Source organism: Streptomyces sp. (genome assembly GCF_035644915.1).
GTDB lineage: Bacteria > Actinomycetota > Actinomycetes > Streptomycetales > Streptomycetaceae > Streptomyces.
In genome coordinates this window covers 125,539-149,632 of sequence record NZ_DASQNP010000071.1, presented here as the reverse complement: position 1 = coordinate 149,632, position 24,094 = coordinate 125,539, and the positions used below count along the sequence as shown (strand labels likewise).

Genomic DNA, 24,094 nt, shown 5'->3' with positions numbered 1-24,094 from the left:
GTAGGTCGTGCGCCAGCTGTCCAGCGAGCGCCACCAGCCGGTGAGGTCGGCGCGCGTCCCGGTCGCGTACACCTCCTGCACCGCGACGACGAGGTCGGCGATGGTCTCGCGGCAGTCGCCGACGATCGGGACGTCGGCCGTGCGGTTCTTGCCGATCTCGGCCGGGTCGATGTCGGCGTGCACGATCAGCGCGTGCGGGGCGAAGGTGTCCAGCTTGCCGGTGACCCGGTCGTCGAAGCGGGCGCCCAGGCAGATCAGCAGGTCCGACTTCTGCAGGGCGGTCACGGCCGCGACCGTGCCGTGCATGCCGGGCATGCCCAGGTGCTGCGGGTGGCTGTCGGGGAAGGCGCCGAGCGCCATCAGGGTGGTGGTGACGGGGGCGCCGGTCAGCTCGGCGAGCACCTTCAGCTCGGTGGTGGCCCCCGCCTTGAGGACACCGCCGCCGACGTACAGCACCGGGCGGGCGGCCTCGGTGATCAGTCTGGCCGCCTCGCGGATCTGCTTGGCGTGCGGCTTGGTCACCGGGCGGTAGCCGGGCAGGTCGGTGGTGGGGGGCCAGGAGAAGGTCGTCCGGGCCTGGAGCGCGTCCTTGGCGATGTCCACCAGGACCGGGCCGGGACGGCCGGTGGAGGCGATGTGGAACGCCTCGGCGATCACGCGCGGGATCTCGGCCGGGTCGGTCACCAGGTAGTTGTGCTTGGTGATCGGCATGGTGATGCCGCAGATGTCGGCTTCCTGGAAGGCGTCGGTGCCGATCGCCTTGGAGGCCACCTGACCGGTGATCGCGACCAGCGGGACGGAGTCCATGTGGGCGTCGGCGATGGGGGTGACGAGGTTGGTGGCGCCGGGGCCGGAAGTGGCCATGCAGACGCCGACCTTGCCGGTGGCCTGGGCGTAGCCGGTGGCCGCGTGGCCCGCTCCCTGCTCGTGGCGGACGAGGACGTGGCGCACCCTGGAGGAGTCCATCATCGGGTCGTACGCGGGCAGGATGGCGCCCCCCGGAATGCCGAATACCGTGTCGGCGCCGACTTCCTCGAGAGAACGGATGAGGGACTGGGCACCCGTGACGTGTTCGACGGTGACGGGCTGGGGCTGCGCTCCGCCGGTACGGGCCCGCGGCTGCGGGCGGGGGGCCCCGGTGGCCTGCTCGGTCATCGCAATCTCTTCTCGGAGAGTGAGGGTTTGACGCTCTGTGTGGGGTGGCTGTCGGTCGGCTGGGATCGGCCGTGCGCCGCTCCTCGCGGCCCGGGCCGACCGGGCTGTGCTGGGGTGCTGTGCGGGTGTCGGTGCAGGTGTCTGTACGGGTGTCGGTGCAACAAAAAACCCCTCGTGCCGTCAGGCAAGCGAGGGGAGCGCGTCGCTGTCGTCCACGGGGCGGGCGGGCCTCGGGTCAGTCGACGCGCTGTCCAAGTACGAGAATTCGGGTGCGCATGACACTGACAATCCTCCGGTGACGTGTGGGGTGTCAAGCGGGCGGGACGGACGTCTCACTATTTGAGCGCAACGGGGAGTGCGTCACCGGGTCGGATCCGGCCGCTCCGCCCCTGCGTACGGGCAGCGAACCCGCGACCACCACCGAGCGGCCGGTGCCCGCTCCGTGCTGCTCCCCTCCGGAGAGCTGGTAGCCGCCCCGGGACAGGGCACGGCGCAGCCGGTGCTCGTCCAGGGGCTTGGAGAAGGCCGCCCCCTGGGCGTGGGTACAGCCCATCGAGCGCAGCGCGGCGGCCTGCTCGGGGAGGTCCACGCCGTCCGCGACGGAGGTCATGCCGAGGTCGCCGGCGATCCGCAGCAGCCCGGAGGTGATCTTGCGTACCCGGGAGGACTCCACGACGCCGTCGACCAGGGCGCGGTCCAGTCTCAGCACGTCGGCGGGGAGCCTGCGCAGCGCGGCCAGGGCGCCGTGGCCGCCTCCGAAGCCGTCCAGGGCGATGCCGACGCCGAGCCGCCGCAGCCCCGTGACCCACAGCTCCAGCTCGTCCAGGGAGACGCGCGGATCGCTGTCCGAGAGTTCGATGACGAGGGCCTCGGGGGGCAGCCCGTGCCGGGACAGCAGCGCCTCGACGGTGGCCGGGGTGGTGGAGCGGTCGGTGAGGCGGCGCGCGTCGAGCCGTACGGACACCGGTACGCGGAAGCCCGCGCGGTGGCGCTCGGCGGCCTGCTCGACGGCTCTCCGCAGCAGCCACTGCCCCATCTCGGCGGCCTCCTCCCCCGCGGCGGCCGGGCCGTGCGGGGACTCGGCCGACGGGAACAGGACGCCCCGGGCGGAGCGCCTGCGGGCCCGGGCGGCCACCGAGGTGATCCGGCCGCTGGAGAGTTCGACCACGGGCTGGTGGAGCAGCGCGAACTCGCTCTCGGCCAGCGCGCCGCGCAGCCGGTCGGTGGTCAGCTCCGCACGGCGGACGGCCTCGGCCTGCGGCTGCGGCGCGTACAGCTCGACCCGGTTCTTCCCGGCCTGCTTGGCCCGGTACATCGCCAGGTCCGCGTGGCGCAGCAGTACGGCCGGGGTCATGCCCGGCTCGGCGAAGGCCACGCCGATGGAGGCGGCGACCCGCACCTCCCCGCCCTCGACGCGGTAGGGCCGGGAGAGGGTCGTGCGCAGCCGTTCGGCGATCTCCAGGACGCGGTACTCGCGCTCGGCACGGTCGCACCGGCCGTCCCCGAGGATCAGCGCGGCGAACTCGTCGCCGCCGAGCCGGGCGGCGGTGTCACCGGCCCGGACGGCCTCCCGCAGCCGGCGGGCCGCGAGGACCAGCAGTTCGTCGCCCGCCTGGTGGCCGATGGTGTCGTTCACCGCCTTGAAGCCGTCGAGGTCGATGTAGAGCACCGCCGTGTGCCCCGCCTCGGCGTCGCTCCGGCGCCGGCCGCCGAGCGCCTGCCGCACGCGCTCGGTGAACAGCGCGCGGTTGGGCAGGTCGGTCAGCGGGTCGTGGGAGGCGTTGTGCTGGAGCTGGGCCTGGAGCCGCACCCGCTCGGTCACGTCGCGGCTGTTGAAGATCAGGCCGCCCTGGTAGCGGTTGACGGTGGACTCGACGTTGAGCCAGCGGCCCGAGGCGTGCCGGATGCGGCACTCGATGCGGGTGGAGGGCTCCTCGTCGGACGGGGTGGCCAGGAAGCGGCGGATCTCGTGCAGGACCCGGCCGAGGTCCTCGGGGTGGATGAGGGAGGCCAGTTCGGAGCCGACCAGCTTGTCCGGCTCGCGGCCGTAGACGCCGGCGGCGGCCGGGGAGACGTAGCGCAGCATCCCGGCCGGGGAGGCGATCATGATGACGTCGCTGGACCCCTGCACCAGGGACCTGAAGTGGTTCTCCTTCTGGGCCAGTTCGTGGGTGAGGTGGATGTTGTCCAGCAGCATGATGCCCTGCCGCACCACCAGGGCCAGCACGACGGTGCAGCCGGTCAGCAGCACCACCCGGTCGATGGTCCCGCCCTCGCGGACGTTGTAGAGGATGCCCAGGGTGCAGACGGCGGCGGCCAGGTACGGCGTGAGGGCGGCCAGCGACCCGGCCATGGCGCCGTTCGCCGGGACGGGGGGACGGGCGGGGGTGCGCTGCCGCTCGGCCCCCTCCCGGCTGCCGACCCAGGGGGCGTACGCGAGCAGCAGGGAGCCGGCGAACCAGCCCGCGTCGAGCAGTTGCCCGGAGGAGTAGTTCTCCCGCAGCAGGGGGGAGGTGAACAGGGCGTCGCAGAGCACGGTGAGGGCGAGGGCGCCGATGACGGTGTTGACGGCGGACCGGTGGGCGGAGGCGCGGCGGAAGTGCAGGGCGAGGACCATGCTGATCAGCACGATGTCCAGCAGGGGGTAGGCGAGGGAGAGCGCGACCAGGGAGACGGACTCGCCCTGCCAGTACGAGGGGTGGTCGAGCGCCAGGCTCCACGAGAGGGTGAGCAGCGAGCCGCCGATCAGCCAGGCGTCGAGGGCGAGGCAGATCCAGCCCGCCCGGTTGACCGGGCGTTTGGCGAGCACCAGCAGCCCGATGATGGACGGGGGCGCGAAGAGCAGGAAGCAGAAGTCCGCGACGGAGGGGCTGGGCACGGGCCGGCCCAGCACGACCTCGTACCAGCCCCAGACCGCGTTGCCGAGCCCGGCCATCGCCGAGGAGACCGCGAACAGCACCCAGGCCGGCCGGAACGGGCTGCCGGGGTGGGTGCGGGCGTAGTGGAGGCAGGAGAGCGTGGCGACGAAGGCCGCGATGCTCAGCCCGAAGTCGCCCATGAACAAAGCCACCTTCGCCGATCCCCAGCCGACCGCCGCGCCCACCGCGTACGCGCCGCACACGGCGGCCAGGGCGAGCCGCGGGAGCGCTCCCGCGCGACCTTCCGCTCCTGCCCCGCCGGGTCGGTGCGCCGCGCGGGGCAGTCGGGGGAACTCGGCCTCCCGGGCGTTCACCGCGCCACCTCCGGGCGCGGCGGGCGGCCCGCCCGTGCGCCGGGGCCCGCGGGCCGGCGCCCCGGCCGGGACCGGTCGTGTGTCGGGTAGTTCGTCCGGTGGCCGTGCATGTCGCCCGTCCCCCCTCGTGGTCTGGTACACCCCCGACCGGACGATACACCAGGTCAGTCACTCAGGGACATAGGCCCTCTACTCAGCGTGACGGATGAAAAGATTGCCGATACAATGCGCAGTTGCTCGTATCCGGAGCGTGCAACGGGGGCGGGGGAACCGTCCCGGCCTCCCCCGTGGCGCCTCCCGTCCCGCTAGCCCGCCACGGCGACGACGTGCTCCGGTTCCTCCCCGGCCGCGAAACGCCGCAGTTGGGCGCGGAGCAGGCGCCGGGCCCGCGGCAGGAACGCGGAGCTGGCTCCCCCGACGTGGGGCGTGATCAGCACCCCCGGCGCCCGCCACAGCGGATGCCCGGGCGACAGCGGTTCGGGGTCGGTGACGTCGAGCGCGGCCCGCAGCCGCCCCGACTCCAGCTCGGCCAGGAGCGCGGCGGTGTCCACGACGGCGCCCCTGGCGACGTTCACCAGCAGCGCGCCGTCCTTCATCCGGGCCAGGAAGCCGGCGTCGACCAGGCCGCGGGTGGCGTCGGTGAGGGGGGTGACCAGGAACACCACGTCGGCCTCGGGCAGCAGCCGGGGCAGGTCGGACAGGGCGTGCACCGGACCGTGCGGGGCGGTGCGCGCGGTGCGGGCGACGCGGTGGACGGCCTCCACCTCGAAGGGGACGAGCCGGTCCTCGATGGCGCTGCCGATCGACCCGTAGCCGATGATCAGCGCGGTCTTGTCGGCGAGGGCCGGGTGGACGCCCGGCTCCCACCGCCCGGCGTCCTGGGCGCGGACGGCCTCGGGGACGCGGCGCAGCGAGGCGAGGGCGAGGGTGAGGGCGAGTTCGGCGGTGCTGGCGTCGTGGACGCCGCGCGCGTTGCACAGCAGGGTGCCCCGGGGCAGTTTCGGTACGGCGGGCTCCACGTGGTCCACGCCCGCGGTGAGCGTCTGCACCACCCGCAGGTTCGGCATGTGCGCCAGCGGGCGTACGGAGACGGCCTGACCCTTCATGTAGGGAACGGCGTAGAAGACGCAGCGTGCGGGGTCCGCGGGGAACTCCTCCTCGCCGTCCCAGTGGACATAGCGGAACGATTCCGGCAGGCCGCCTATCTCGGCGGGTGGGATGGGCAGCCAGACGTCTGCGGAAGCCATGGCCGAAAGGCTATCCGGAGGCTGTGCGAGGGCCCCGGGAGGCACCCGTTAGGTTGGGACGGGCCCTGCGGGGGCGAGGAGGGAGCACGTCCAGGTGGAGCGCAGGACTATCGGCGCGGCGGCGCTGGAGGTGGGTGCGATCGGGCTCGGCTGCATGCCGATGAGCTGGGCCTACACCGCCTCCGAGCAGCACGGCGAGTCCTCGCTGCGCGCGGTGCACGCGGCGCTCGACCACGGGATGACGCTGCTGGACACCGCCGACATGTACGGGCCGTTCACCAACGAGCTGCTGCTCGGCCGTGTGCTCGGACGGCGCCGTGCGGAGGCGTTCGTCTCGACCAAGTGCGGACTCCTGGTCGGCGAGCAGCACATCGTGGCCGACGGGCGCCCCTCCTATGTGAAGCGGGCCTGCGACGCCTCGCTGCGGCGGCTGCAGACCGACGTGATCGACCTCTACCAGCTCCACCGGGCCGACCCCGAGGTGCCCGTCGAGGAGACCTGGGGCGCGATGGCCGAGCTGGTCGCGGCGGGCAAGGTGCGTTCGCTGGGGCTGTGCGCGGTGGGCGCGCGGGCGCAGCGGCGGACGCCGGACGCGCCGCTGTACGCGGAGACGATCCGGCAGTTGGAGCGGGTGCAGCAGGTCTTCCCGGTGAGCTGCGTGCAGGCGGAGCTGTCAGTGTGGTCCCCGGAGGCGCTGGTGTCGCTGCTGCCGTGGTGCGAGGCGCGCGGGATCGGCTTCCTGGCCGCGATGCCGCTGGGCAACGGCTTCCTGACCGGCACGCTGACCCCCGGCGGCGGCTTCGAACCCGACGACATACGGGCCAGGCACCCGCGGTTCACGGCCGAGATGATGGCCGCCAACCAGCCGATCGTCGCCGGGCTGCGGCGCGTCGCCCGGCGGCACGGCGACGCCACCCCGGCGCAGGTGGCGCTGGCGTGGGTGCTGGCGCAGGGGCGGCACGTGGTGCCGGTGCCGGGCACGAAGAAGGAGCGCTGGGTGGTGGAGAACGCCGCGGCGGCGCGGCTGGAGCTCACCGGGGAGGACCTGGCGGAGATCGCCGCGCTGCCTCCCGCCCGGGGATCGTGGGAGTGAACCGGGAACCCCCGGCGCCTTCCCGGCGTACGGTCGGGTGTGGGGGTGCCGCCGGGCACCGCGCACGCCGGGTGCCGGACCCCTCCGAGGACACCGCCGACCGGACACCGTGACCGAGAGCTGTCGAAAGGCGCGCTGATGGTGCGAAGCCCTGCCCTGCCCCTGCGAGCGGCCGTCGCCTCCCTCGCCTCCCTCGCCCTGCTCGCGGCGGGCTGCTCCTCCGGCGGGGAGGAACCGCAGGACCGTACGAGCACCGCGTCCGGCCGGTCCGCCGGCCCCTCCGGGGAGTCCCCCCGCTCCCCCGGCTCCTCCCCCGCCCCCGCCAGGGGTTCGGTGAAGGTCGTGGACACCGTCGCGACGGGGCTGGACTCCCCCTGGGGACTCGCGCCCCTGCCCGACGGCGACCTGCTGGTCTCCTCCCGGGACGAGGGCACGGTCTCGCGGATCGACGGCGACAGCGGGAGGGTGACCGAGCTGGGCTCGGTGCCCGGGGTGGACGCGGGCGGGGAGGGCGGCCTGCTGGACATCGCCGTCTCGCCCGACTTCGCCGAGGACCGCTACGTCTACGCGTACTTCACCAGCGCCTCCGACAACCGCATCGTGCGGATGCTCTACGACGCCGACCGGGAGGAGGGCAACCAGCTCGGCGCGCCCAGCACGGTCTTCAAGGGCATCCCCAAGGGGATGATCCACAACGGCGGCCGGATCGCCTTCGGCCCGGACCGGATGCTCTACGCGGGCACGGGCGAGGCCGGCGACCGCGGCCTGTCCCAGGACGAGGACTCCCTCGGCGGCAAGATCCTGCGCATGACGCCGGACGGCGAACCCCCCGGCCACGGCAATCCCGAGGCGGACTCGGTCGTCTACTCCTCGGGCCACCGCAACGTCCAGGGACTGGCCTGGGACGCGGAGAAGCGGCTGTGGGCCGCGGAGTTCGGCCAGGACACCTGGGACGAACTGAACCTGATCCGCCCCGGCGGCAACTACGGCTGGCCCGAGGTGGAGGGCAGGGCCGGCGAGGAGGGCTTCGTCGACCCGGTCGCGCAGTGGCGGCCCGCCGAGGCGTCGCCCAGCGGCATCGCCGTCGCGCGGGGCTCGGTGTGGATGGCGGGCCTGCGCGGGGAGCGGCTGTGGCGGATCCCACTGGATGGCGCGAAAACGGTGGCCGAGCCGCAGGCGTTCCTGGAGGGTGAGTACGGGCGGTTGCGGACGGTCGTCTCCGACGGCGGCGACGGGCTGTGGCTGGTGACCAGCGAGACCGACTCGCGCGGTACGCCCGGCAAGGACGACGACCGCATCCTGAAGCTGGAGGTCCGCTGATGTTCAACCTGATCGAGGAGTTGTTCAGCCCCGGGCGCCGCCACGCCGACGACGAGCGCAGGCGGCTGGAGCACACCCGGGTGGAGGAGGGCAGCCACGATCCGGGGCGCGGCCCGATCGACCTCGCCTCGGGCCACGTCCTGATCCGGGCCGCCGTACCGGCGCGGGCCCCGAAGTCGGCCTGACGGGAGGCCGGTGCGCGACCGGCCTCCCCCCACGGGGCGCCCGCGCCCCGCTCACCCCACCGCCGCGCGGCTGCCCCCGTCCGCCGGCTCCACCAGCCGCAGCCGGTGCGCCATCGCCGCCGCCTCGCCGCGCCCCGAAACCCCCAGCTTCGCCAGGATGTTGGAGACGTGGACGCTGGCCGTCTTGGGGGAGATGAACAGCTCCTCGGCTATCTGGCGGTTGCTGCGGCCCGCCGCGACCAGGCGCAGGACGTCGCGTTCGCGGGGGGTGAGGCCGAAGGCCTCCACCGGGTCGGTCGGCGGCGCCGGAGCGCGGCTCCCCGCACCGCCACGGCCGCCGCGCGGGTCCCCGAGGGCGATGCGGGCCCGCCCGGCGAGCCGCTCGACGCCCTCGCGCAGCGGTACGGCGCCCAGCCGCACGGCCGTGGCGTGCGCCCGGACCAGCAGGCCGGCGGCGCGCTCGCGGTCCCCGCCCGCCCCGAGCAGGGCCTCCGCCCAGCGGTACCGCGCCTGCGCCAGCCGGAAGGGCCGCTGCTCCGGTCTCTCCAGCGCGGCCACCGCCTCGGCCCAGCGGTCCGGGTCGTCGCACCCCTGGGCCCGCCGCAGTTCGGCGTCCACCATCAGCCCGTACGCCGCCCACACCGGCACCAGCCGCGGCAGCCGCCCGGCCGCCCGGCGGACCCGTTCCAGGAAGGCGGCCCGGCCCGGCTCCGCGGCGGGCAGCCCGCGCGCGTCCGCCTCGGCCGCCAGCGCGGAGTACAGCAGCGGCCAGGCGTACCGCTCGGTGGACAGCGGGAAGCCGCGGTCGAGGGCCTCCTCCGCCACGCGTCGGGCCTCAAGCGGGCGGCCGCGCGCCGCCTCGATCTCCAGCTCCAGGCGGGCGAGCGGAATGGTGTACTGCGGCTGCGGATCGTGCGCGCCGTGGTGCTTGCGCGCCTCGGCCAGTTCCCGGGCGGCCAGGTCGACATCGCCCCGGCGGAGGGCGAGGTGGGCGCTCTTGAGCGCGGCCGAACCGCGCGGCCGGGGGCTGCTCGCCAGTTTGCGCGTGGCGGCCAGTGCGGCGTCGGCCTCCTCCCAGCGCCCCAGGGCGACCAGCGACTCGGCCATGTTGCCCCGGAGCCATGCCCGGGTGTCCTGGAGCCCGAAGCGGTGGGCGACCCGCAGCCCCTCCTCGGCCACCTCCACGGCCTGCCCGGAGCGGCCCACCCCCTCCAGCGCGGAGGACAGGTTGACGTGGCAGCGCCCCATGACGCCGACCTCGCCCCGCTCGACGACGCGCCGGGCGACCTCCGCCATCTCGGCGAGCCCGGCGTCCACGCCGCCCGAGAAGACCCGCAGGCTGCCCAGGGTGAGCCTGGCGTGCAGCTCGATGCTCCCGGCACCCACCAGGGAGGCCAGCTCCACCGCGCGCTGCGCGGTGGCGAAGGACTCCGGCCCGGGGTCGTGGACGGCGCCCCAGGCCGCGGCGTTGGCCAGCACCTCGGCGTGCACCGGAGAGGGCGGCAGTCCGCGCACCAGCTCCTGCGCCCGGCCCAGTTCCGCCCAGCCGTCGCCCTGGCCGGTGCTCTGCGCGAGCCTGGAGCGCTGGGTCCAGAACCAGGCCGCCCGCAGCGGCTCCTTGTTCTCGTCCAGCATCCGCAGGGCGCGCCTGACGACGGCCAGCGCCCGCTTGCGCTCGCCCGAGAGCTGGGCGGCGGTCACCGTCTCGGCCAGCAGGTCGAGGTGGCGCGGCGCCTCGTCCCCGCAGCCGTGGGCCGGGTACGTCTCGGCGTGGCCGAGGGGCCGCAGGGCGCGGCGGGTGTCCGGGGCGGCGTCCTCCCACAGCTCCAGCGCCCGGTCCAGCAGCCGCAGTTGCTCGGCGTAGGCGTAGCGCCGCCGGGCGGCGACCGCGGCGTCCAGCACGGCGGGCAGCGCCTTGGTCACGTCGTGCGCGGCGTACCAGTGGCTGGCCAGGCGCGCGGCCCGCTCGTCGGTGCGGACCAGGGACGGGTCCTCCTCCAGGGCCTGGGCGTAGCGGCGGTTGAGGCCGACGCGCTCGCCGGGCAGCAGGTCGTCCGAGACGGCCTCGCGCACCAGCGCGTGCCGGAAGCGGTAGCCGTCGCCGTCCTGGGTGGGGGCGAGGATGTTGGCGCCCACCGCGGCCCGCAGCGCCTCGATCAGCTCCTCCTCGGGCAGCCGCGCCACCGCGGCGAGCAGGGGGTGCTCCACCGCGGAGCCGCCCTCGGCGGCGATCCGCACCACCTGCTGGGCGGTCTCCGGCAGCGCCTCGACCCGCACCAGCAGCAGGTCGCGCAGCGAGTCGCTGATGCCGCAGGCGGAGCCGCTGACCGTCAGCTCCTCCACGAAGAAGGGGTTGCCCTCGGAGCGCTCGAAGACCTGCTCCACCAGGTCCCGTTCGGGGGTCTCGACGCCCTGGATGCCGGCCATCTGCGCCCGCACCTCGTCCCGGCTGAGCCGGGGCAGCTCGATCCGGCGGACGGTCCGCAGCCGGTCCAGCTCGGCGAGGAAGGGGCGCAGCGGGTGGCGGCGGTGGATGTCGTCGGAACGGTAGGTGGCGACGATGACCAGCCGGGCGCGGTCGAGCGAGCGGAAGAGGTAGGCCAGCAGCTCGCGGGTGGAGCGGTCGGCCCAGTGCAGGTCCTCGACGGCCAGGACGAGCGTGCGCTCCCGGGAGAGCGACTCCAGCAGCCGGGCGGTCAGCTCGAACAGCCGGGCCCGGCCGTCCTCCTCGTGCCACTCGCGGGTGGTCTCGCCCAGTTCGGGCAGCAGGCGGGCCAGTTCGCCCTCCTGGCCCGCGGCGGCGGCCGTCAGCTCCTCCCCCAATTGGCGGTGGAGGGAGCGCAGCACGGTGGAGACCGGTGCGAACGGCAGGCCCTCGGCGCCGATCTCGACGCATCCGCCGACGGCCGCGACCGCGCCGGCCGCGCGGGCGGCGGACAGGAACTCCTCCAGCAGCCGCGTCTTGCCGACCCCGGCCTCTCCCGCCACCACGACCGCCTGCGGCTCGCCCGTGGCGGCACGGGCGAGCGCGTCGCCGAGGGCGGTCAGTTCGTCCCTGCGGCCGACGAACACCGGGCTGACCCTGGTTGTGTCCACGGCGCCGAGCATCGCACAGGGGGCGGGCCGCGCGGCACCGTGTTTCACCGCGGCGGCGGTGGCCGGGGAGGCGCCCTCCGGAGGGGGTTGCACCGGAGCCGGAACCAGGACCGGGGCCGGGGCCGCCGGAGCGGCGCTCAGGCGAGCCGGAGCCACCGGCCCGGTCCCCTGCCCGTCCTCTTCTCCTCCTCCCCCTCCTTCTCCTCCTTTCCCTCCTGCTTCCCCCGGTCTCCCCTCTCCCGTTCCTCGGCGCGCTGCCGGCGGCGGGCGGTGGCGGCCTCGCGCGCCAGGCGTTCCCGTTCGGCCTCGCGGCGCAGTTCGGCGGCGCGCAGCTCGGGCGTCCGGTGGTCGAACATCCTGGTCCCTCCTGGTCCTCGGTGGTCGGGTCCGCCTGCCGGCGGATGCCTCGATCCTCGTCTCCCAGGCGGGGCCGCCACATCGGGAGCCTGCCCGATCTCCGGGCCGCGGGACGCCTCAGGCCACGGGGCCGCGGGGCCGCCGTACCGCCTGAGGCCGGGGCGGAGTCCCGGCCCGGCCGCGTAAGACCCCTCAGGGTTTCCGGGGGTTCCTGAGGCGCCCGGGACGTCCGTACGGTCAGGCGGGTCCGGACGCGCCGCGGCCCCCGCACCGGCGGAGGGTGCGGGGGCCGCGGCGGCGGGCCGGACGGGCGTCAGCCCTGGACGCCCAGCTTCTCCAGGATGAGTTCGCGCACCCGGGCGGCGTCCGCCTGGCCGCGGGTGGCCTTCATCACGGCGCCCACGAGCGCGCCCGCCGCCTGCACCTTGCCGCCGCGGATCTTCTCGGCGATCGCCTCGTTGGCGGCGATCGCCTCGTCCACGGCCTTGCTCAGCGCGCCGGTGTCCGAGACGACCTTCAGGCCGCGCTTCTCCACCACCTCGTCCGGCTCGCCCTCGCCGGCGAGGACGCCCTCGATGGTCTGGCGGGCCAGCTTGTCGTTGAGGGAGCCCTCCGCGACCAGCGCGCACACCCGGGCGACCTGGGCCGGGGTGATGGGCAGGGCGGACAGCTCGGTGCCCTGCTCGTTCGCCCGGCGGGCCAGCTCGCCCATCCACCACTTGCGGGCCTGGTCGGCCGGGGCGCCCGCGTCGATGGTGGCGACGATCAGGTCGATGGCGCCCGCGTTGAGGACGGACTGCATCTCGTGCTGGGAGATGCCCCACTCCTCGCGCAGCCGGTTGCGGCGCACGCGCGGCAGCTCGGGCAGCTCGGCCCGCAGCTTCTCCACCCACTCCCGCGAGGGCGCGACGGGCACCAGGTCCGGCTCGGGGAAGTAGCGGTAGTCCTCCGCCTCCTCCTTGACGCGGCCGGAGGTGGTGGTGCCGGTGTCCTCGTGGAAGTGGCGGGTCTCCTGGACGACCTTCTCGCCCGCCTCCAGCACGGCGGCGTGGCGCTGGATCTCGAAGCGGGTGGCCCGCTCGACGCTGCGCAACGAGTTGACGTTCTTGGTCTCCGAGCGGGTGCCGAACGCCTCGGTCCCCTTCGGGCGCAGCGACAGGTTGACGTCGCAGCGCATCTGGCCCATCTCCATCCGTGCCTCGGACACCCCGAGGGCCCGGATCAGCTCGCGCAGCTCGGCGACGTACGCCCGGGCCACCTCCGGAGCACGCTCCCCGGCGCCGACGATGGGCTTGGTGACGATCTCGACCAGGGGGATGCCGGCCCGGTTGTAGTCCAGCAGCGAGTGCGAGGCGCCGTGGATGCGGCCGGTGGCACCGCCGATGTGGGTGGACTTGCCGGTGTCCTCCTCCATGTGGGCGCGCTCGATCTCCACCCGGAAGACCTCGCCGTCCTCCAGTTGGACGTCCAGGTGGCCGTTGAAGGCGATCGGCTCGTCGTACTGGGAGATCTGGAAGTTCTTCGGCATGTCCGGATAGAAGTAGTTCTTCCGGGCGAACCGGCACCACTCGGCGATCTCGCAGTTCAGCGCGAGGCCGATCCTGATGGTGGACTCCACCGCGGTCGCGTTGACGACCGGCAGCGAGCCGGGGAGGCCGAGGCAGACGGGGCAGGTCTGCGTGTTGGGCTCGGCGCCCAGCGCGGTGGAGCAGCCGCAGAACATCTTGGTCTTGGTGCCCAGTTCGACATGGACCTCCAGGCCCATGACGGGGTCATAGGAGGCCAGCGCGTCCTCGTACGACACCAGTTCAGTGACAGTCACGGAAAGTCAAACCTTTCAGGCGCTGCGGTCAGTCGTCGGCGAGGACGTCGTCGATGTCCAGGCGGCGCAGCTCGCGGACGAGGATCGCGACGCTGGTGACGATCGCGGCGCCGGAGACGATCGCGTCCAGGAGCTGCAGCCTGTCGCTCTCCCGGCGGGCGAGCTGGACCTGCTTGACGATGCCCACGGCGCCGAAGAGCGAGGTGCCGATGGACAGGTAGAGACCGGGCTTGCTCTTCTTGAACCCCTTGGCCTTCTTCAGCGTGCTCACAGCGCGGGTGCCTCCTCCAGCAGCGGGTGGCCCCATCGTGCGTGGAACGCGGCCTCGACCGCGGCTCCGACACGGTAGAGCCGGTCGTCGGCCATGGCGGGGGCGATGATCTGCAGGCCCACCGGGAGGCCGTCCTCGGGGGCCAGGCCGCACGGCAGCGACATGGCCGCGTTGCCCGCCAGGTTGACCGGGATGGTGCACAGGTCGGCCAGGTACATGGCCATCGGGTCGTCCGTCCGCTCCCCGATGGGGAACGCGGTGGTGGGGGTGGTCGGCGAGACCAGCACGTCCACCGTCTCGAAGGCCGCGTCGAAGTCGCGCTTGATGAGCGTGCGCACCTTCTGGGCGGAGCCGTAGTAGGCGTCGTAGTAGCCGGAGGACAGCGCGTAGGTGCCGAGCATGATGCGGCGCTTGACCTCCGGGCCGAAGCCCGCCTCGCGGGTGAGGGAGGTGACCTCCTCGGCGGAGCGGGTGCCGTCGTCGCCGGCCCGCAGCCCGTAGCGCATGGCGTCGAAGCGGGCCAGGTTGGAGGACGCCTCGCTCGGCGCGATCAGGTAGTACGCCGCGAGCGCCTTGTCGAAGGACGGGCAGGACAGCTCGACGACCTCGGCGCCCAGCTCGCGCAGCAGCTCCACCGACTCGGTGAAGCGCTGCATGACGCCGGCCTGGTAGCCCTCGCCGGAGAACTCCTTGACCACGCCGACGCGCAGGCCCCTGACGTCGCCGTTGCGGGCGGCCTCGACCACCGGCGGGACCGGGGCGTCGATGGAGGTGGAGTCCAGCGGGTCGTGGCCGGCGATCACCTCGTGCAGCAGGGCCGCGTCCAGGACCGTGCGGGCGCAGGGTCCGCCCTGGTCGAGGGAGGAGGAGAAGGCGACCATGCCGTACCGGGAGACGCCGCCGTAGGTCGGCTTGACGCCGACGGTGCCGGTCACGGCGGCGGGCTGGCGGATGGAGCCGCCGGTGTCGGTGCCGATGGCCAGCGGGGCCTGGTACGAGGCCAGCGCCGCGGAGGAGCCGCCGCCGGAGCCGCCCGGGACGCGGGTGAGGTCCCAGGGGTTGCCGGTCGGGCCGTAGGCGCTGTTCTCGGTGGAGGAGCCCATGGCGAACTCGTCCATGTTGGTCTTGCCCAGGACCACCACGTCCGCGTCCTTGAGCCGCCTGGTGACCGTGGCGTCGTACGGCGGGATCCAGCCCTCCAGGATCCTGGAGCCGACCGTGGTGGGGACGCCCTCGGTGGTGAAGATGTCCTTGAGCGCGAGCGGGACGCCGGCCAGCGGGCCCAGCTCCTCGCCGCGCGAGCGCTTGGCGTCCACGGCGCGGGCGCGCGCCAGGGCCCCCTCCCGGTCCACGTGGAGGAAGGCGTGCACCTTCTCGTCCACGGCCTCGATCCGGGCGAGGTGGGCCTCGGTCACCTCCACGGCGCTGGTCTCGCCGGAGGCGATCTTCGCGGCGAGCTCGGCCGCGGTGAGCCTGGTCAGATCGCTCGTGTGGGTCACGTCGGTCACTCCTCCCCCAGGATCTGCGGCACCTTGAAACGCTGCTGCTCCTGGGCCGGGGCACCGGAGAGCGCTTGCTCGGGGGTCAGTGACGGACGGACCTCGTCCGAGCGCATGACGTTGGTCAGCGGCAGCGGGTGGGAGGTCGGCGGTACGTCCTCGTCGGCGACATCGGAGACGCGGGCGACCGCGCCGATGATGTCGTCGAGCTGTCCGGCGAAGTGGTCGAGCTCTTCGTCCTTCAGCTCCAGACGCGCCAGCCGGGCGAGGTGGGCGACCTCCTCGCGCGTGATGCCAGGCATGCAGCGATTCCTCGGGGTGAGTGGTGGATCTTTCGGGGCTTCTCGGACTCTTCCTTCGGTCCGCCCCAATCCTATGGCGCCCCGAGCCGTGGGCGCACAGCGCTGCCGCCGCCGCCCGGGCCCGCCGCGGCCGGGCCCCGGACCGCCCGGGTCCGCAGGCCCGGCCGGAACCGGGACGTCCTACCGCGCGGGCTGCCCGTGGGAGCGGCGTGCTCCCCGCCCCCGGGGGCCCGGCAGCGCGGGCGCCGTCCTCTCCACCGCCGGCGGCGCCCCGTCGCGCGCCCGCAGCCAGGAGGTGGCCTCGGCCGGGGGCATCGCGGCGGACACCAGCCAGCCCTGTACGGCGTCGCAGCCCAGGTCGCGCAGGCGCTCCCAGGTCTCGTCGTCCTCCACTCCCTCGGCGACGACGAGCAGGCCCAGGGAGTGGGCGAGGTCGACCGTGCAGCGCACGATCTCGGCGTCCTCGGCGTCCACCGCCAGCCGGGCCACGAAGGACCGGTCGATCTTCAGCTCGCTGACCGGCAGCCGCCGCAGGTGCACCAGCGAGGAGTAGCCGGTGCCGAAGTCGTCCAGGGACATCCGCACGCCGTGGCCGGTGAGCGCGGCCAGGGTGTCGGCGGCCTGCTGCGGGTCCTCCAGGAGGACGTGCTCGGTGATCTCCAGTTGCAGCGCCCCGGCGGGGACGCCGTGCCGGGCCAGCCGGGCGGCGACGGAGCCGGCGAAGCCGGGGCTGTGGACGTCGCGGGGCGAGACGTTGACGGCGACCGGCACGGTCAGACCCTGGGAGCGCCAGCGGGCGACCTGGGCGAGGGCGGTCTCCAGCACGTAGTCGGTCAGGCGCGGCATCAGGCCGGAGGTCTCGGCGATGGCGATGAACTCGTCCGGGGGCACCTTGCCCCGGTCCGGGTGCACCCAGCGGACCAGGGCCTCCAGACCGGAGACGGAACCGTCGAAGCTCACCTTGGGCTGGTAGTGCAGCTCGACCTCGCCCGCGTCCAGGGCGCGGCGCAGGTCGCCCAGCAGGCCCAGCCGGTCGGGGGTGTTGCCGTCGCGGGTCGCCTCGTACACCTCGACGCCGCTGCGGTCGCGTTTGGCCTGGTACATCGCGACGTCGGCGCGGCGCAGCAGGCCCTCGGCCTCGCCGGCGTGGTCCGGGAAGACCGCGACCCCCGCGCTGGCCTCCAACTCCAGGGTCAGGCCGTCCAGGTCGAGCGGCGAGCCGAGCGCGGAGACGAGCATGCGGGCGACGCGCTGGGCGCTGGTGGGCGAGTCGGCGAGCGGGAGCAGGACGGCGAACTCGTCGCCGCCGAGCCGGGCCACCTCGGCGCCGCGCGGCAGGGCCGTCCTCAGCCGCTCCGCTATCTGGAGCAGCAGCCGGTCGCCCGCCAGGTGGCCGAGCGTGTCGTTGACCGAGCGGAACCGGTCGAGGTCGATGAGGACGAGGGCGGAGCGCGCGCCCTGCCGGTCGGCCTCGTCCAGGGCGGACCAGGTGCGCTCCAGCAGCCACTGGCGGTTGGCGAGCCCGGTGAGCGGGTCGCGGAGCTGCTCCTCGGCGCGGGCGCGGGCGATCCACAGGGCGAAGTCGAGCGAGATCAGCGGCACGGCGAACAGCGGCAGCAGCAGCGGCATGTGGGTGGCCACCACGACGATCAGCGGGGAGATGCCGAGCAGGGCGACGGCGACCAGGCCCTGCCGCAGCAGGGCGGTGCGGGCGACGGTGGGCAGCCCGCCCTGGCGCGGGAGCGTGCCGTACCACAGCAGGCCCCGGGTGACCAGCAGGTAGGCGCAGGCGGCGAGGAGGATCTCCGCGAGGGTGCCGGGGCCCCAGGCGGCGGGGCCCCAGGGCCGCTCCACCGAGGGGTGGGTGCCGAAGGCGGCGAGGCAGAGGGCGGCGGTGCCGGTGCCGAGCATGTCCACCGCCCCGTTCCGCAGCGCCTGGCGCCAGCGGTGCCGCCGGGCCGCGCCGACCAGCACCACCACGGCGAGGCTGACCAGGGTGGCGGGTATCCAGCCGTACAGCAGCAGGATGGCCAGGGTGAGGGCGGCACCGGAGCCGGTGCCGCCCCACCAGCGGTCGCGGCCGAGCGCCACCAGGTGTGCGACGACGATGCCGGTGAGGACGGCGAAGGACCAGCCCGCCACGCCGCTGGGGAAGAGCGCGCGCCCCTCCGAGACCACCCGGTGGGCGCCGATGCCCAGCGCCACGGCGGCGACCGCCACGACGGCGCGGGTCAGGCCGGGCACCTTCAGGGAGAGGAGGCGCTGCAGCCACGGCGCGGGGTCGGAGGAGTCGCCCGGTGGGGTCTGCGGGTGCCCGTGGCGGAGCCACTGCCGTCCCCGGTCCCGGGGTGTCTGCTGCATGCGCGTCCCTCTCACAGCCGTCGGTGCCCACGCCACGGCAGGCGCACCCCCTCAACAGTAGGGTGCGGACAGCCGCCGGGGGCAGTGATCGATCGGGGTTGCCCGAATGCCGACCGGTCGATCGCGTCCGTCTGATAAGCGCCGCGCGGATCCGCGTCATCACTCACCAACGGCACTCCGTGAAGGGGCAGTTGACCGCCGGTAACCGCAGCCGCTACTCCGCGGGGGCCTCGGCCGGGGCGACGGCGACCCGCCGTGCCGCGTCGGGGCCCTGTTCGAGCAGGACGGCGAAACCGTCGTCGTCCAGGATGGGCACCTTCAACTGCACGGCCTTGTCATATTTCGATCCAGGACTCTCTCCCGCCACAACAAATCCGGTCTTTTTTGAAACAGAACCGGTCACTTTCGCTCCTCGGCTCTGCAGCGCCTCTTTTGCGCCATCTCGCGTGTACGACCGGAGGGTGCCGGTGACGACGACGGTGACGCCCTCCAGCGGGCGGGGCCCCTGCTCCTCGCCGGCCTCCTCCTCCATCCGGACCCCGGCGGCCCGCCACTTCTCCACGATCTCGCGGTGCCAGTCCTCGGCGAACCACGCCTTGAGCGACGCGGCGATGGTCGGGCCCACCCCCTCGGTGGCCGCCAGCTCCTCCTCGGACGCCGCGGCGATCCGGTCCAGCGAGCGGAACTCCCGGGCCAGGGCCTCGGCCGCCACCGGGCCGACATGGCGGATCGACAGCCCGGTGATGATCCTGGCCAGCGGGCGCTCCTTGGCCGCCTCGATGTTCTCCAGCATGGCCAGGGTGTTCTTCTTCGGCTTGCCCTCGCGGTTGGCGAAGAGGGTGACGACCTTCTCCTCGCCGGTCTTGGGATCCCGCTTGGGCAGGCCGCTGTCCGGGTCCAGGACGTGGGTCTTGATGGGCAGCAACCGCTCCAGGGTGAGGTCGAACAGGTCGCCCTCGTCCTTCAGCGGCGGCTCGGCCGGCTCCAGCGGCTGGGTGAGCGCGGTGGCCACCACGTACCCGAAGTGCTCGATGTCCAGGCACTTGCGGCCCGCGAGGTAGAACAGCCGCTCCCGCAACTGCCCCGGACAGGAACGGGCGTTGGGGCAACGCAGGTCGACGTCGCCCTCCTTGGCGGGCTTGAGCGGGGTGCCGCACTCGGGGCAGTCGGCGGGCATCACGAACTCCCGCTCGGTGCCGTCCCGCAGGTCGGCCACCGGACCCAGGATCTCGGGGATGACGTCGCCCGCCTTGCGCAGCGCGACCGTGTCCCCGATCAGCACGCCCTTGGCCTTCACCACGTCCTGGTTGTGGAGGGTGGCGAACTCCACCTCCGAGCCCGCCACCGTCACCGGCTCCACCACGGCGAACGGCGTGGCCCGCCCGGTGCGGCCGATGCTCACCTTGATGTCCAGCAGCCTGGTGTTGACCTCCTCCGGCGGGTACTTCCAGGCGATGGCCCAGCGCGGCGCCCGCGAGGTGGAGCCCAGGCGTCCCTGGAGGGGGATCTCGTCCAGCTTGACGACGACCCCGTCGATCTCGTGCTCCACCGAGTGGCGGTGCTCGCCGTAGTGCGCGATGAACTCCCGCACGCCCTCGATCGAGTCGACCACCCTGGCGTGCGTTGAGGTCGGCAGCCCCCACTCGCGCAGCAGCTCGTACGCGTGCGAGAGCCGGTCGATGTCGAAGCCCTTCCGGGCGCCGATGCCGTGCACCACCATGTGCAGCGGGCGCTCCGCGGTGACCCTGGGGTCCTTCTGGCGCAGCGAACCGGCCGCCGCGTTGCGCGGGTTGGCGAACGCCGGCTTGCCCGCCTCGACCAGCCGCGCGTTCAGCTCCTCGAAGCGCTCCATGGGGATGAACACCTCGCCGCGGATCTCCACCAGCTCCGGGACCCGCTCGCCGCTCAGCCGCTCGGGGACGTCGGCGATGGTGCGGATGTTGGGCGTGACGTCCTCGCCGGTGCGCCCGTCGCCCCGGGTCGCGGCGCGCGTCAGCCTGCCGTGCTCGTACGTCAGGTTCACCGCGAGGCCGTCCACCTTCAGCTCGCACAGGAAGTGGTGCGGCACGTCGCCCAGCTCGCGCGCGATCCGGTCGGCCCAGGCGTCCAGCTCGGCGTCGTCGAAGGCGTTGTCCAGGGAGAGCATCCGCTCGCGGTGCTCCACGGCGGTGAACTCCGTCTCGTAGGAGCCGGAGACCTTCTGGGTGGGCGAGTCGGGCGTGGCCAGCTCCGGGTACTCGGCCTCCAGCTCCTGCAGCTCGCGCATCAGGGCGTCGAACTCGGCGTCGCTGATGACGGGGGAGGTCACGTAGTACCGGAAGCGGTGCTCCTCGATCTCCTGAGCCAGCCGGGCGTGCCTCTCGCGCGCCGCGCTGTCCGGGCTCTTCATCTCCACGAAACCTGCCTCCGTTACTCAGGGTCGTTCTCGAGGGACCGTGCGGCCCGGACGCAGTGCGCGAGCGCGGCCCGCGCGTACGCCGGTGAGGCGCCCGCCAGCCCGCAGGCGGGGGTGACCGTCACCGACCGCGCCAGCAGCTCCGGGGACAGCCCCAGCCTGCGCCACAGCGTCCTGACCCCCATGACGCTACCGCCGGGGTCTGACAGTGCCGCCGGGTCGGTCCCCGCGCCGGGCACGACCCCCGCGAAGAGCGCCGTGCCGCCCTCGACCGCCTCGCCGACCGCCTCGTCGTCACGCTCGGTGAGCAGGGAGAGGTCGAGGGAGATCCCGGCGGCGCCCGCCCGCCGCAGCAGCGCGATGGGCACCCCGGGCGCGCAGGAGTGCACCACCACGGGGCCGCCCCCGGTCGCCTCCCCGGCCGCCCCGATCACCTCGCGCAGCGCCTGCTCCACGACGGCCCGGTCCACCGCCGGGTGGGTGCGGTACCCGCTGGCGGTGGGCACCCGCCCGGTCAGCACCGCGGTCAGCGACGGCTCGTCGAGCTGGAGGACCACCGTCGCGCCCGGCACCCGCCGCCGCACCTCGGCGAGGTGGCCGCGCAGCCCCTCGGCCAGGGATCCGGCCAGGTAGCGGCAGGCGCCGGCGTCGCCGAGCATGGCCTCGCCGTTGCGGCGCTCCAGCGACGCCGCCAGCGTCCACGGCCCGACGGCGGAGACCTTCAGCGCCCCGGAGTAGCCCTGGGCGAACTCCTCCAGCGCGTCCAGGTCCTCGCCCAGCCAGGACCGGGCGCGCCGCGTGTCGCGTCCGGGCGCGTCGCCGACCCGCCAGCCGCTGGGCTCCAGGCGCGCGTACAGCTCCACCAGCAGCCCGGCCGTCCGCCCGATCATGTCCGCGCCGGGGCCGCGCGCGGGCAGCTCCGGCAGGTACGGGAGCTGTTCCAGGGTGCCGGTGACGATCCTGGCCGCCTCCCGGGCGTCCGTGCCGGGCATCGATCCGATCCCGGTGGCGGCGCCCGTTCCCCACACGTGCCCGGTCACGCCGACGGCCTCACCCTCAGGTCGGTGATCTCCGCGTCCGCGGGCAGGTCGAGGGCCGTCAGGATGGTGGTGGCCACCGACCCGGGGGCGATCCAGCGCTCCGGGTCGTACGCCCTGCCCTCCTGCCGGTGCACCTTGGCCTGCATCGGCGTGGCGGTGCGGCCGGGGTAGACGGAGGTGACGCGCACCCCGTTGGCCTTCTCCTCCGCGCGCAGCGAGTCGGCGAGCGCCTTCAGGCCGTGCTTACTGGCCGCGTACGCGCCCCAGTCGGCGTGGGCGTCCAGGCCCGCGCCGGAGTTGACGAAGACCACGTGGCCGCGCGCCAGGCGGAGCTGGGGCAGCAGCAGCCGGGTCAGCTCGGCCGGGCCGACCAGGTTGACCGCCAGGGTGGCGTTCCAGATCTTCGGGGTCAGCTCCCCGATCCCGCCGAGTTCCACGACCCCGGCGACGTGCAGCAGGGAGTCCACCCGCTGCGGCAGCTCCTGGTGGGACAGCGCCCACGACAGGCGTTCGGGCTCGGCCAGGTCGCCGACGAGGGTGCGGGCGCCGGGGAAGCGCTCGGCCAGTTCCTTCGCGCGCCCCGCGTTCCGCGCCAGCAGCCACAACTCCTCGCCGCGCTCGCTCAGCCGCTCGGCGACCGCGGCTCCGATGCCGGAGCCCGCCCCGGTGATCACATGCGTTCCCATGGACTCCATCGTCCCATCCGCTCTCCGCGGCGGCGGGCGCGGCGCCGCCCGACGTGGTCCAATGCCGTCCATGGCCGCCTCCACCCCCGCGATCCCCGAGCCCGCCCGCTCCCTCGGCCGCGTCCCGGCGCCCGCACCGCCGGGCGACGGGCCGGGCGCGGACCGGTCCGGCCACATGGTCGTCTGCGGCGACAACTCCCTGGCCCTGCGGCTGGTGCGGGAACTGGCCTCCGTCTACGGCCAGCGGGTCACCGTCGTGCTGCCCTCGCTGCGCGGCGGCGACCAGGGCCCGCAGATCGCCGCGCTGGTCGGCGATCCGCGGCTGGAGGTGCGGGCGGTGGAGGCGCAGGTGCCGGACGACGCCGCCCTGCGCGCGGCGGGCGTCGAGACGGCCGCCGCGCTGGCGCTGACCTCCGGCGACGACCAGCTCAACATCCACGCCGCGCTGCGCGCCCGGCGCATCAACCCCGAACTGCGCCTGGTCATCCGGATGTTCAACCGCACCCTCGGCCGCTACCTGGAGGACCTGCTCGACCGTACGATCGCCGCCCGCGTCCCCGGCCTGGACCAGGTGGCCGTGGACGCCTCCACCACCGTGCTCTCCGACGCCGACACCGCGGCCCCCTCCCTGGTGGCGGCGGCGGTGGTCGGCAGCGACAAGATCATCCAGGCGGACGGGCTGCTGCTGCGCGCCAAGGACCGCACCATCGGCACCGCCGACCGCAGCGACCCGCTGTGCACCCTGGCGCTGCTGCCCGACGCGCCCGACGCCGGCGAGGGCGACGTCTACGGCGCCCCCGGCGACCGCGACGGCCCCGTCCTGCTGCCCGACCCGCGCGACCTGGAGGGCCTGCCGCCCGAGCGCGGCACGGTCGTGCTGGAGGCGATAACCCGCCGTCCCGACCGGCCGGGCGCCCCCGCCGCCCGCGTGCCGCGGCTGCCCGTGGGCACCTTCTTCTCCCGGCGGCTGCGGGCCTCGCTGGCCGGGCTCACCGCCGTGGTGGTGCTGCTGGCCGCGGCCAACTGGTACGTCACCCGCGAACTGCCCCTGCACGCCGCGTACGTCACGCTGCTCAACGTCCTGTCGATCAACGAGCCGGCGTTGGAGGGCTCCACCGGGGAGCAGGTCCTGCAACTGCTGGGCGCGCTGGCCGGGACGGCGCTGCTGCCCCTGCTGTTCGCCGTCGTCCTGGAGAGCTACGGCACCTTCCGCCAGGCGGCCGCCCTGCCGCCCCCGCCGCGCGGGATCGAGCGGCACGTCGTCCTGCTCGGCCTGGGCAAGGTCGGCACCAGGGTGCTGGACCGGCTGCTGGAGCTGGGCATCCCGGTGGTGTGCATCGAGCGCGACCCCGAGGCCCGGGGCATCGCCGCGGCCCGGGCGCGACGGGTGCCGACCCTGGTCGCGGACGTCACCGAGGACGGCGTGCTGGAGGAGGCCGGGATCGCGCGCAGCCGCGCGCTGCTGGCCCTCACCAGCGACAGCGGCACCAATCTGGAGGCCGTGCTCTACGCCCGCCAGGTCCACCCCGGCCTGCGGGTGGTGATGCGGCTGTTCGACGACGAGTTCGCCGCCACGGTCTACCGCACGCTGCGCGACACCCACCCCGGGGCGCAGACCCGCAGCCGCAGCGTCTCGGCGCTGGCGGCCCCGGCCTTCGCCGGCGCCATGATGGGCCGTCAGGTACTGGGCGCCATACCGGTCGGCCGCCGGGTGCTGGTCTTCGCCGCGGTGTCGGTGGCGGGCAACCGGCTGCTGGAGGGCCGCACCGTCGGGGAGGCGTTCCGCCCCGGCGCCTGGCGGATCCTCGCCCTGGACACCGCTCCGCCCGACCGCCGCCGGGCCGACCTGCGCTCCTTCTCCACGTACACCGTCACCGGCGACCTCGCCTGGCGGCTGCACGACGGCTACCTGATGACGGCGGGCGACCGCGTGGTGGTCGCCGCCACCCGCGAGGGCCTGGGCGTCCTGCTGGCGGGCGGCGACCCGCGCGGCGCGGCCGCGGGCGTCCCCTCCCCCGCGTCCTGAGGGACCG

17 protein-coding genes are annotated in these 24,094 nt (G+C 74.4%); 4 read left to right on the top strand and 13 right to left on the bottom strand.

Annotation, left to right across the window (positions count from 1 at the left end; genetic code table 11):
- From VE546_RS08460 to VE546_RS08450, 3 genes are all read right to left on the bottom strand, one after another.
- Positions 1-1,155, bottom strand: a 1,155-nt coding sequence (locus VE546_RS08460) for a thiamine pyrophosphate-binding protein (protein WP_324920240.1), incomplete at its 3' end; no start/stop codon positions are given.
- A 310-nt stretch (positions 1,156-1,465) separates the two neighbouring features.
- Positions 1,466-4,387: a putative bifunctional diguanylate cyclase/phosphodiesterase gene (locus tag VE546_RS08455; protein WP_414720427.1), complete on the bottom strand. Its 2,922-nt coding sequence runs from the start codon at positions 4,385-4,387 to the stop codon at positions 1,466-1,468.
- 305 nt (positions 4,388-4,692) lie between these two features.
- Positions 4,693-5,634, bottom strand: coding sequence for a 2-hydroxyacid dehydrogenase (locus VE546_RS08450; RefSeq protein ID WP_324920239.1), 942 nt, complete (start codon positions 5,632-5,634; stop codon positions 4,693-4,695).
- A 94-nt stretch (positions 5,635-5,728) separates the two neighbouring features.
- On the opposite strand from VE546_RS08450, the gene VE546_RS08445 reads away from it, so the two are divergent.
- From VE546_RS08445 to VE546_RS08435, 3 genes are all read left to right on the top strand, one after another.
- Positions 5,729-6,727, top strand: coding sequence for an aldo/keto reductase (locus tag VE546_RS08445; protein ID WP_324920238.1), 999 nt, complete (start codon positions 5,729-5,731; stop codon positions 6,725-6,727).
- Between the two features lie 138 nt (positions 6,728-6,865).
- Positions 6,866-8,047, top strand: coding sequence for a PQQ-dependent sugar dehydrogenase (locus VE546_RS08440; RefSeq protein WP_324920236.1), 1,182 nt, complete (start codon positions 6,866-6,868; stop codon positions 8,045-8,047).
- Complete coding sequence (locus VE546_RS08435; protein ID WP_324920234.1) at positions 8,047-8,232, top strand: DUF6191 domain-containing protein; 186 nt, start codon at positions 8,047-8,049, stop codon at positions 8,230-8,232. The genes VE546_RS08440 and VE546_RS08435 overlap by 1 nt, the downstream gene beginning before the upstream one ends.
- Positions 8,233-8,283: 51 nt before the next feature.
- On the opposite strand, the gene VE546_RS08430 is transcribed toward VE546_RS08435, so the two are convergent.
- The 10 genes from VE546_RS08430 to VE546_RS08385 all read right to left on the bottom strand — a co-directional run bounded on the left by VE546_RS08430 (position 8,284) and on the right by VE546_RS08385 (position 22,061).
- Positions 8,284-11,340, bottom strand: a complete 3,057-nt coding sequence (locus VE546_RS08430) for an ATP-binding protein (RefSeq protein WP_324920251.1) — start codon at positions 11,338-11,340, stop codon at positions 8,284-8,286.
- 125 nt (positions 11,341-11,465) lie between these two features.
- Positions 11,466-11,684, bottom strand: coding sequence for a hypothetical protein (locus VE546_RS08425; protein WP_324920232.1), 219 nt, complete (start codon positions 11,682-11,684; stop codon positions 11,466-11,468).
- Between the two features lie 314 nt (positions 11,685-11,998).
- Entirely contained in the window at positions 11,999-13,507 is a 1,509-nt protein-coding gene (gatB, locus tag VE546_RS08420; RefSeq protein WP_324920230.1) for an Asp-tRNA(Asn)/Glu-tRNA(Gln) amidotransferase subunit GatB, read from the bottom strand.
- 28 nt (positions 13,508-13,535) lie between these two features.
- The gene (locus VE546_RS08415) at positions 13,536-13,814 is read right to left on the bottom strand and encodes a hypothetical protein (protein ID WP_324920228.1); all 279 of its coding nucleotides are present in this window, start codon (positions 13,812-13,814) and stop codon (positions 13,536-13,538) included.
- Positions 13,775-15,277 (bottom strand): Asp-tRNA(Asn)/Glu-tRNA(Gln) amidotransferase subunit GatA, encoded by a 1,503-nt coding sequence (gene gatA / locus VE546_RS08410; protein WP_324920226.1) that lies wholly within the window; start codon positions 15,275-15,277, stop codon positions 13,775-13,777. Before gatA ends, VE546_RS08415 begins: the two co-directional genes overlap by 40 nt.
- 5 nt (positions 15,278-15,282) lie before the next feature.
- On the bottom strand, positions 15,283-15,579 hold the full coding sequence (gene gatC, locus VE546_RS08405) for an Asp-tRNA(Asn)/Glu-tRNA(Gln) amidotransferase subunit GatC (RefSeq protein ID WP_324920225.1): 297 nt from the start codon (positions 15,577-15,579) through the stop codon (positions 15,283-15,285).
- A gap of 180 nt (positions 15,580-15,759) precedes the next feature.
- Positions 15,760-17,940 carry a bifunctional diguanylate cyclase/phosphodiesterase gene (locus tag VE546_RS08400; protein WP_324920223.1) on the bottom strand — a complete coding sequence of 727 codons (2,181 nt, stop codon included), beginning with the start codon at positions 17,938-17,940 and terminating at the stop codon, positions 15,760-15,762.
- Between the two features lie 214 nt (positions 17,941-18,154).
- Positions 18,155-20,329, bottom strand: coding sequence for an NAD-dependent DNA ligase LigA (gene ligA / locus VE546_RS08395; protein WP_324920249.1), 2,175 nt, complete (start codon positions 20,327-20,329; stop codon positions 18,155-18,157).
- 20 nt (positions 20,330-20,349) lie between these two features.
- Positions 20,350-21,375: a methionine synthase gene (locus tag VE546_RS08390; RefSeq protein ID WP_324920221.1), complete on the bottom strand. Its 1,026-nt coding sequence runs from the start codon at positions 21,373-21,375 to the stop codon at positions 20,350-20,352.
- Complete coding sequence (locus tag VE546_RS08385; protein ID WP_324920219.1) at positions 21,372-22,061, bottom strand: SDR family oxidoreductase; 690 nt, start codon at positions 22,059-22,061, stop codon at positions 21,372-21,374. Before VE546_RS08385 ends, VE546_RS08390 begins: the two co-directional genes overlap by 4 nt.
- 175 nt (positions 22,062-22,236) lie before the next feature.
- Between VE546_RS08385 and VE546_RS08380 the strand changes: the two genes are divergently transcribed.
- Positions 22,237-24,087, top strand: a complete 1,851-nt coding sequence (locus VE546_RS08380) for an NAD-binding protein (RefSeq protein ID WP_324920248.1) — start codon at positions 22,237-22,239, stop codon at positions 24,085-24,087.
- Positions 24,088-24,094: the final 7 nt, after the last annotated feature.

Coding starts and splice junctions, on each gene's coding strand:
- VE546_RS08400 (WP_324920223.1), bottom strand. CDS start 17,940: ATGCAGCAGACACCCCGGGACCGGGGACGGCAGTGGCTCCGCCACGGG.
- VE546_RS08430 (WP_324920251.1), bottom strand. CDS start 11,340: ATGCTCGGCGCCGTGGACACAACCAGGGTCAGCCCGGTGTTCGTCGGC.
- VE546_RS08415 (WP_324920228.1), bottom strand. CDS start 13,814: ATGGGGCCACCCGCTGCTGGAGGAGGCACCCGCGCTGTGAGCACGCTG.
- ligA (WP_324920249.1), bottom strand. CDS start 20,329: ATGAAGAGCCCGGACAGCGCGGCGCGCGAGAGGCACGCCCGGCTGGCT.
- gatC (WP_324920225.1), bottom strand. CDS start 15,579: ATGCCTGGCATCACGCGCGAGGAGGTCGCCCACCTCGCCCGGCTGGCG.
- VE546_RS08435 (WP_324920234.1), top strand. CDS start 8,047: ATGTTCAACCTGATCGAGGAGTTGTTCAGCCCCGGGCGCCGCCACGCC.
- VE546_RS08450 (WP_324920239.1), bottom strand. CDS start 5,634: ATGGCTTCCGCAGACGTCTGGCTGCCCATCCCACCCGCCGAGATAGGC.
- VE546_RS08440 (WP_324920236.1), top strand. CDS start 6,866: ATGGTGCGAAGCCCTGCCCTGCCCCTGCGAGCGGCCGTCGCCTCCCTC.
- VE546_RS08385 (WP_324920219.1), bottom strand. CDS start 22,061: ATGGGAACGCATGTGATCACCGGGGCGGGCTCCGGCATCGGAGCCGCG.
- VE546_RS08425 (WP_324920232.1), bottom strand. CDS start 11,684: ATGTTCGACCACCGGACGCCCGAGCTGCGCGCCGCCGAACTGCGCCGC.
- VE546_RS08380 (WP_324920248.1), top strand. CDS start 22,237: ATGGTCGTCTGCGGCGACAACTCCCTGGCCCTGCGGCTGGTGCGGGAA.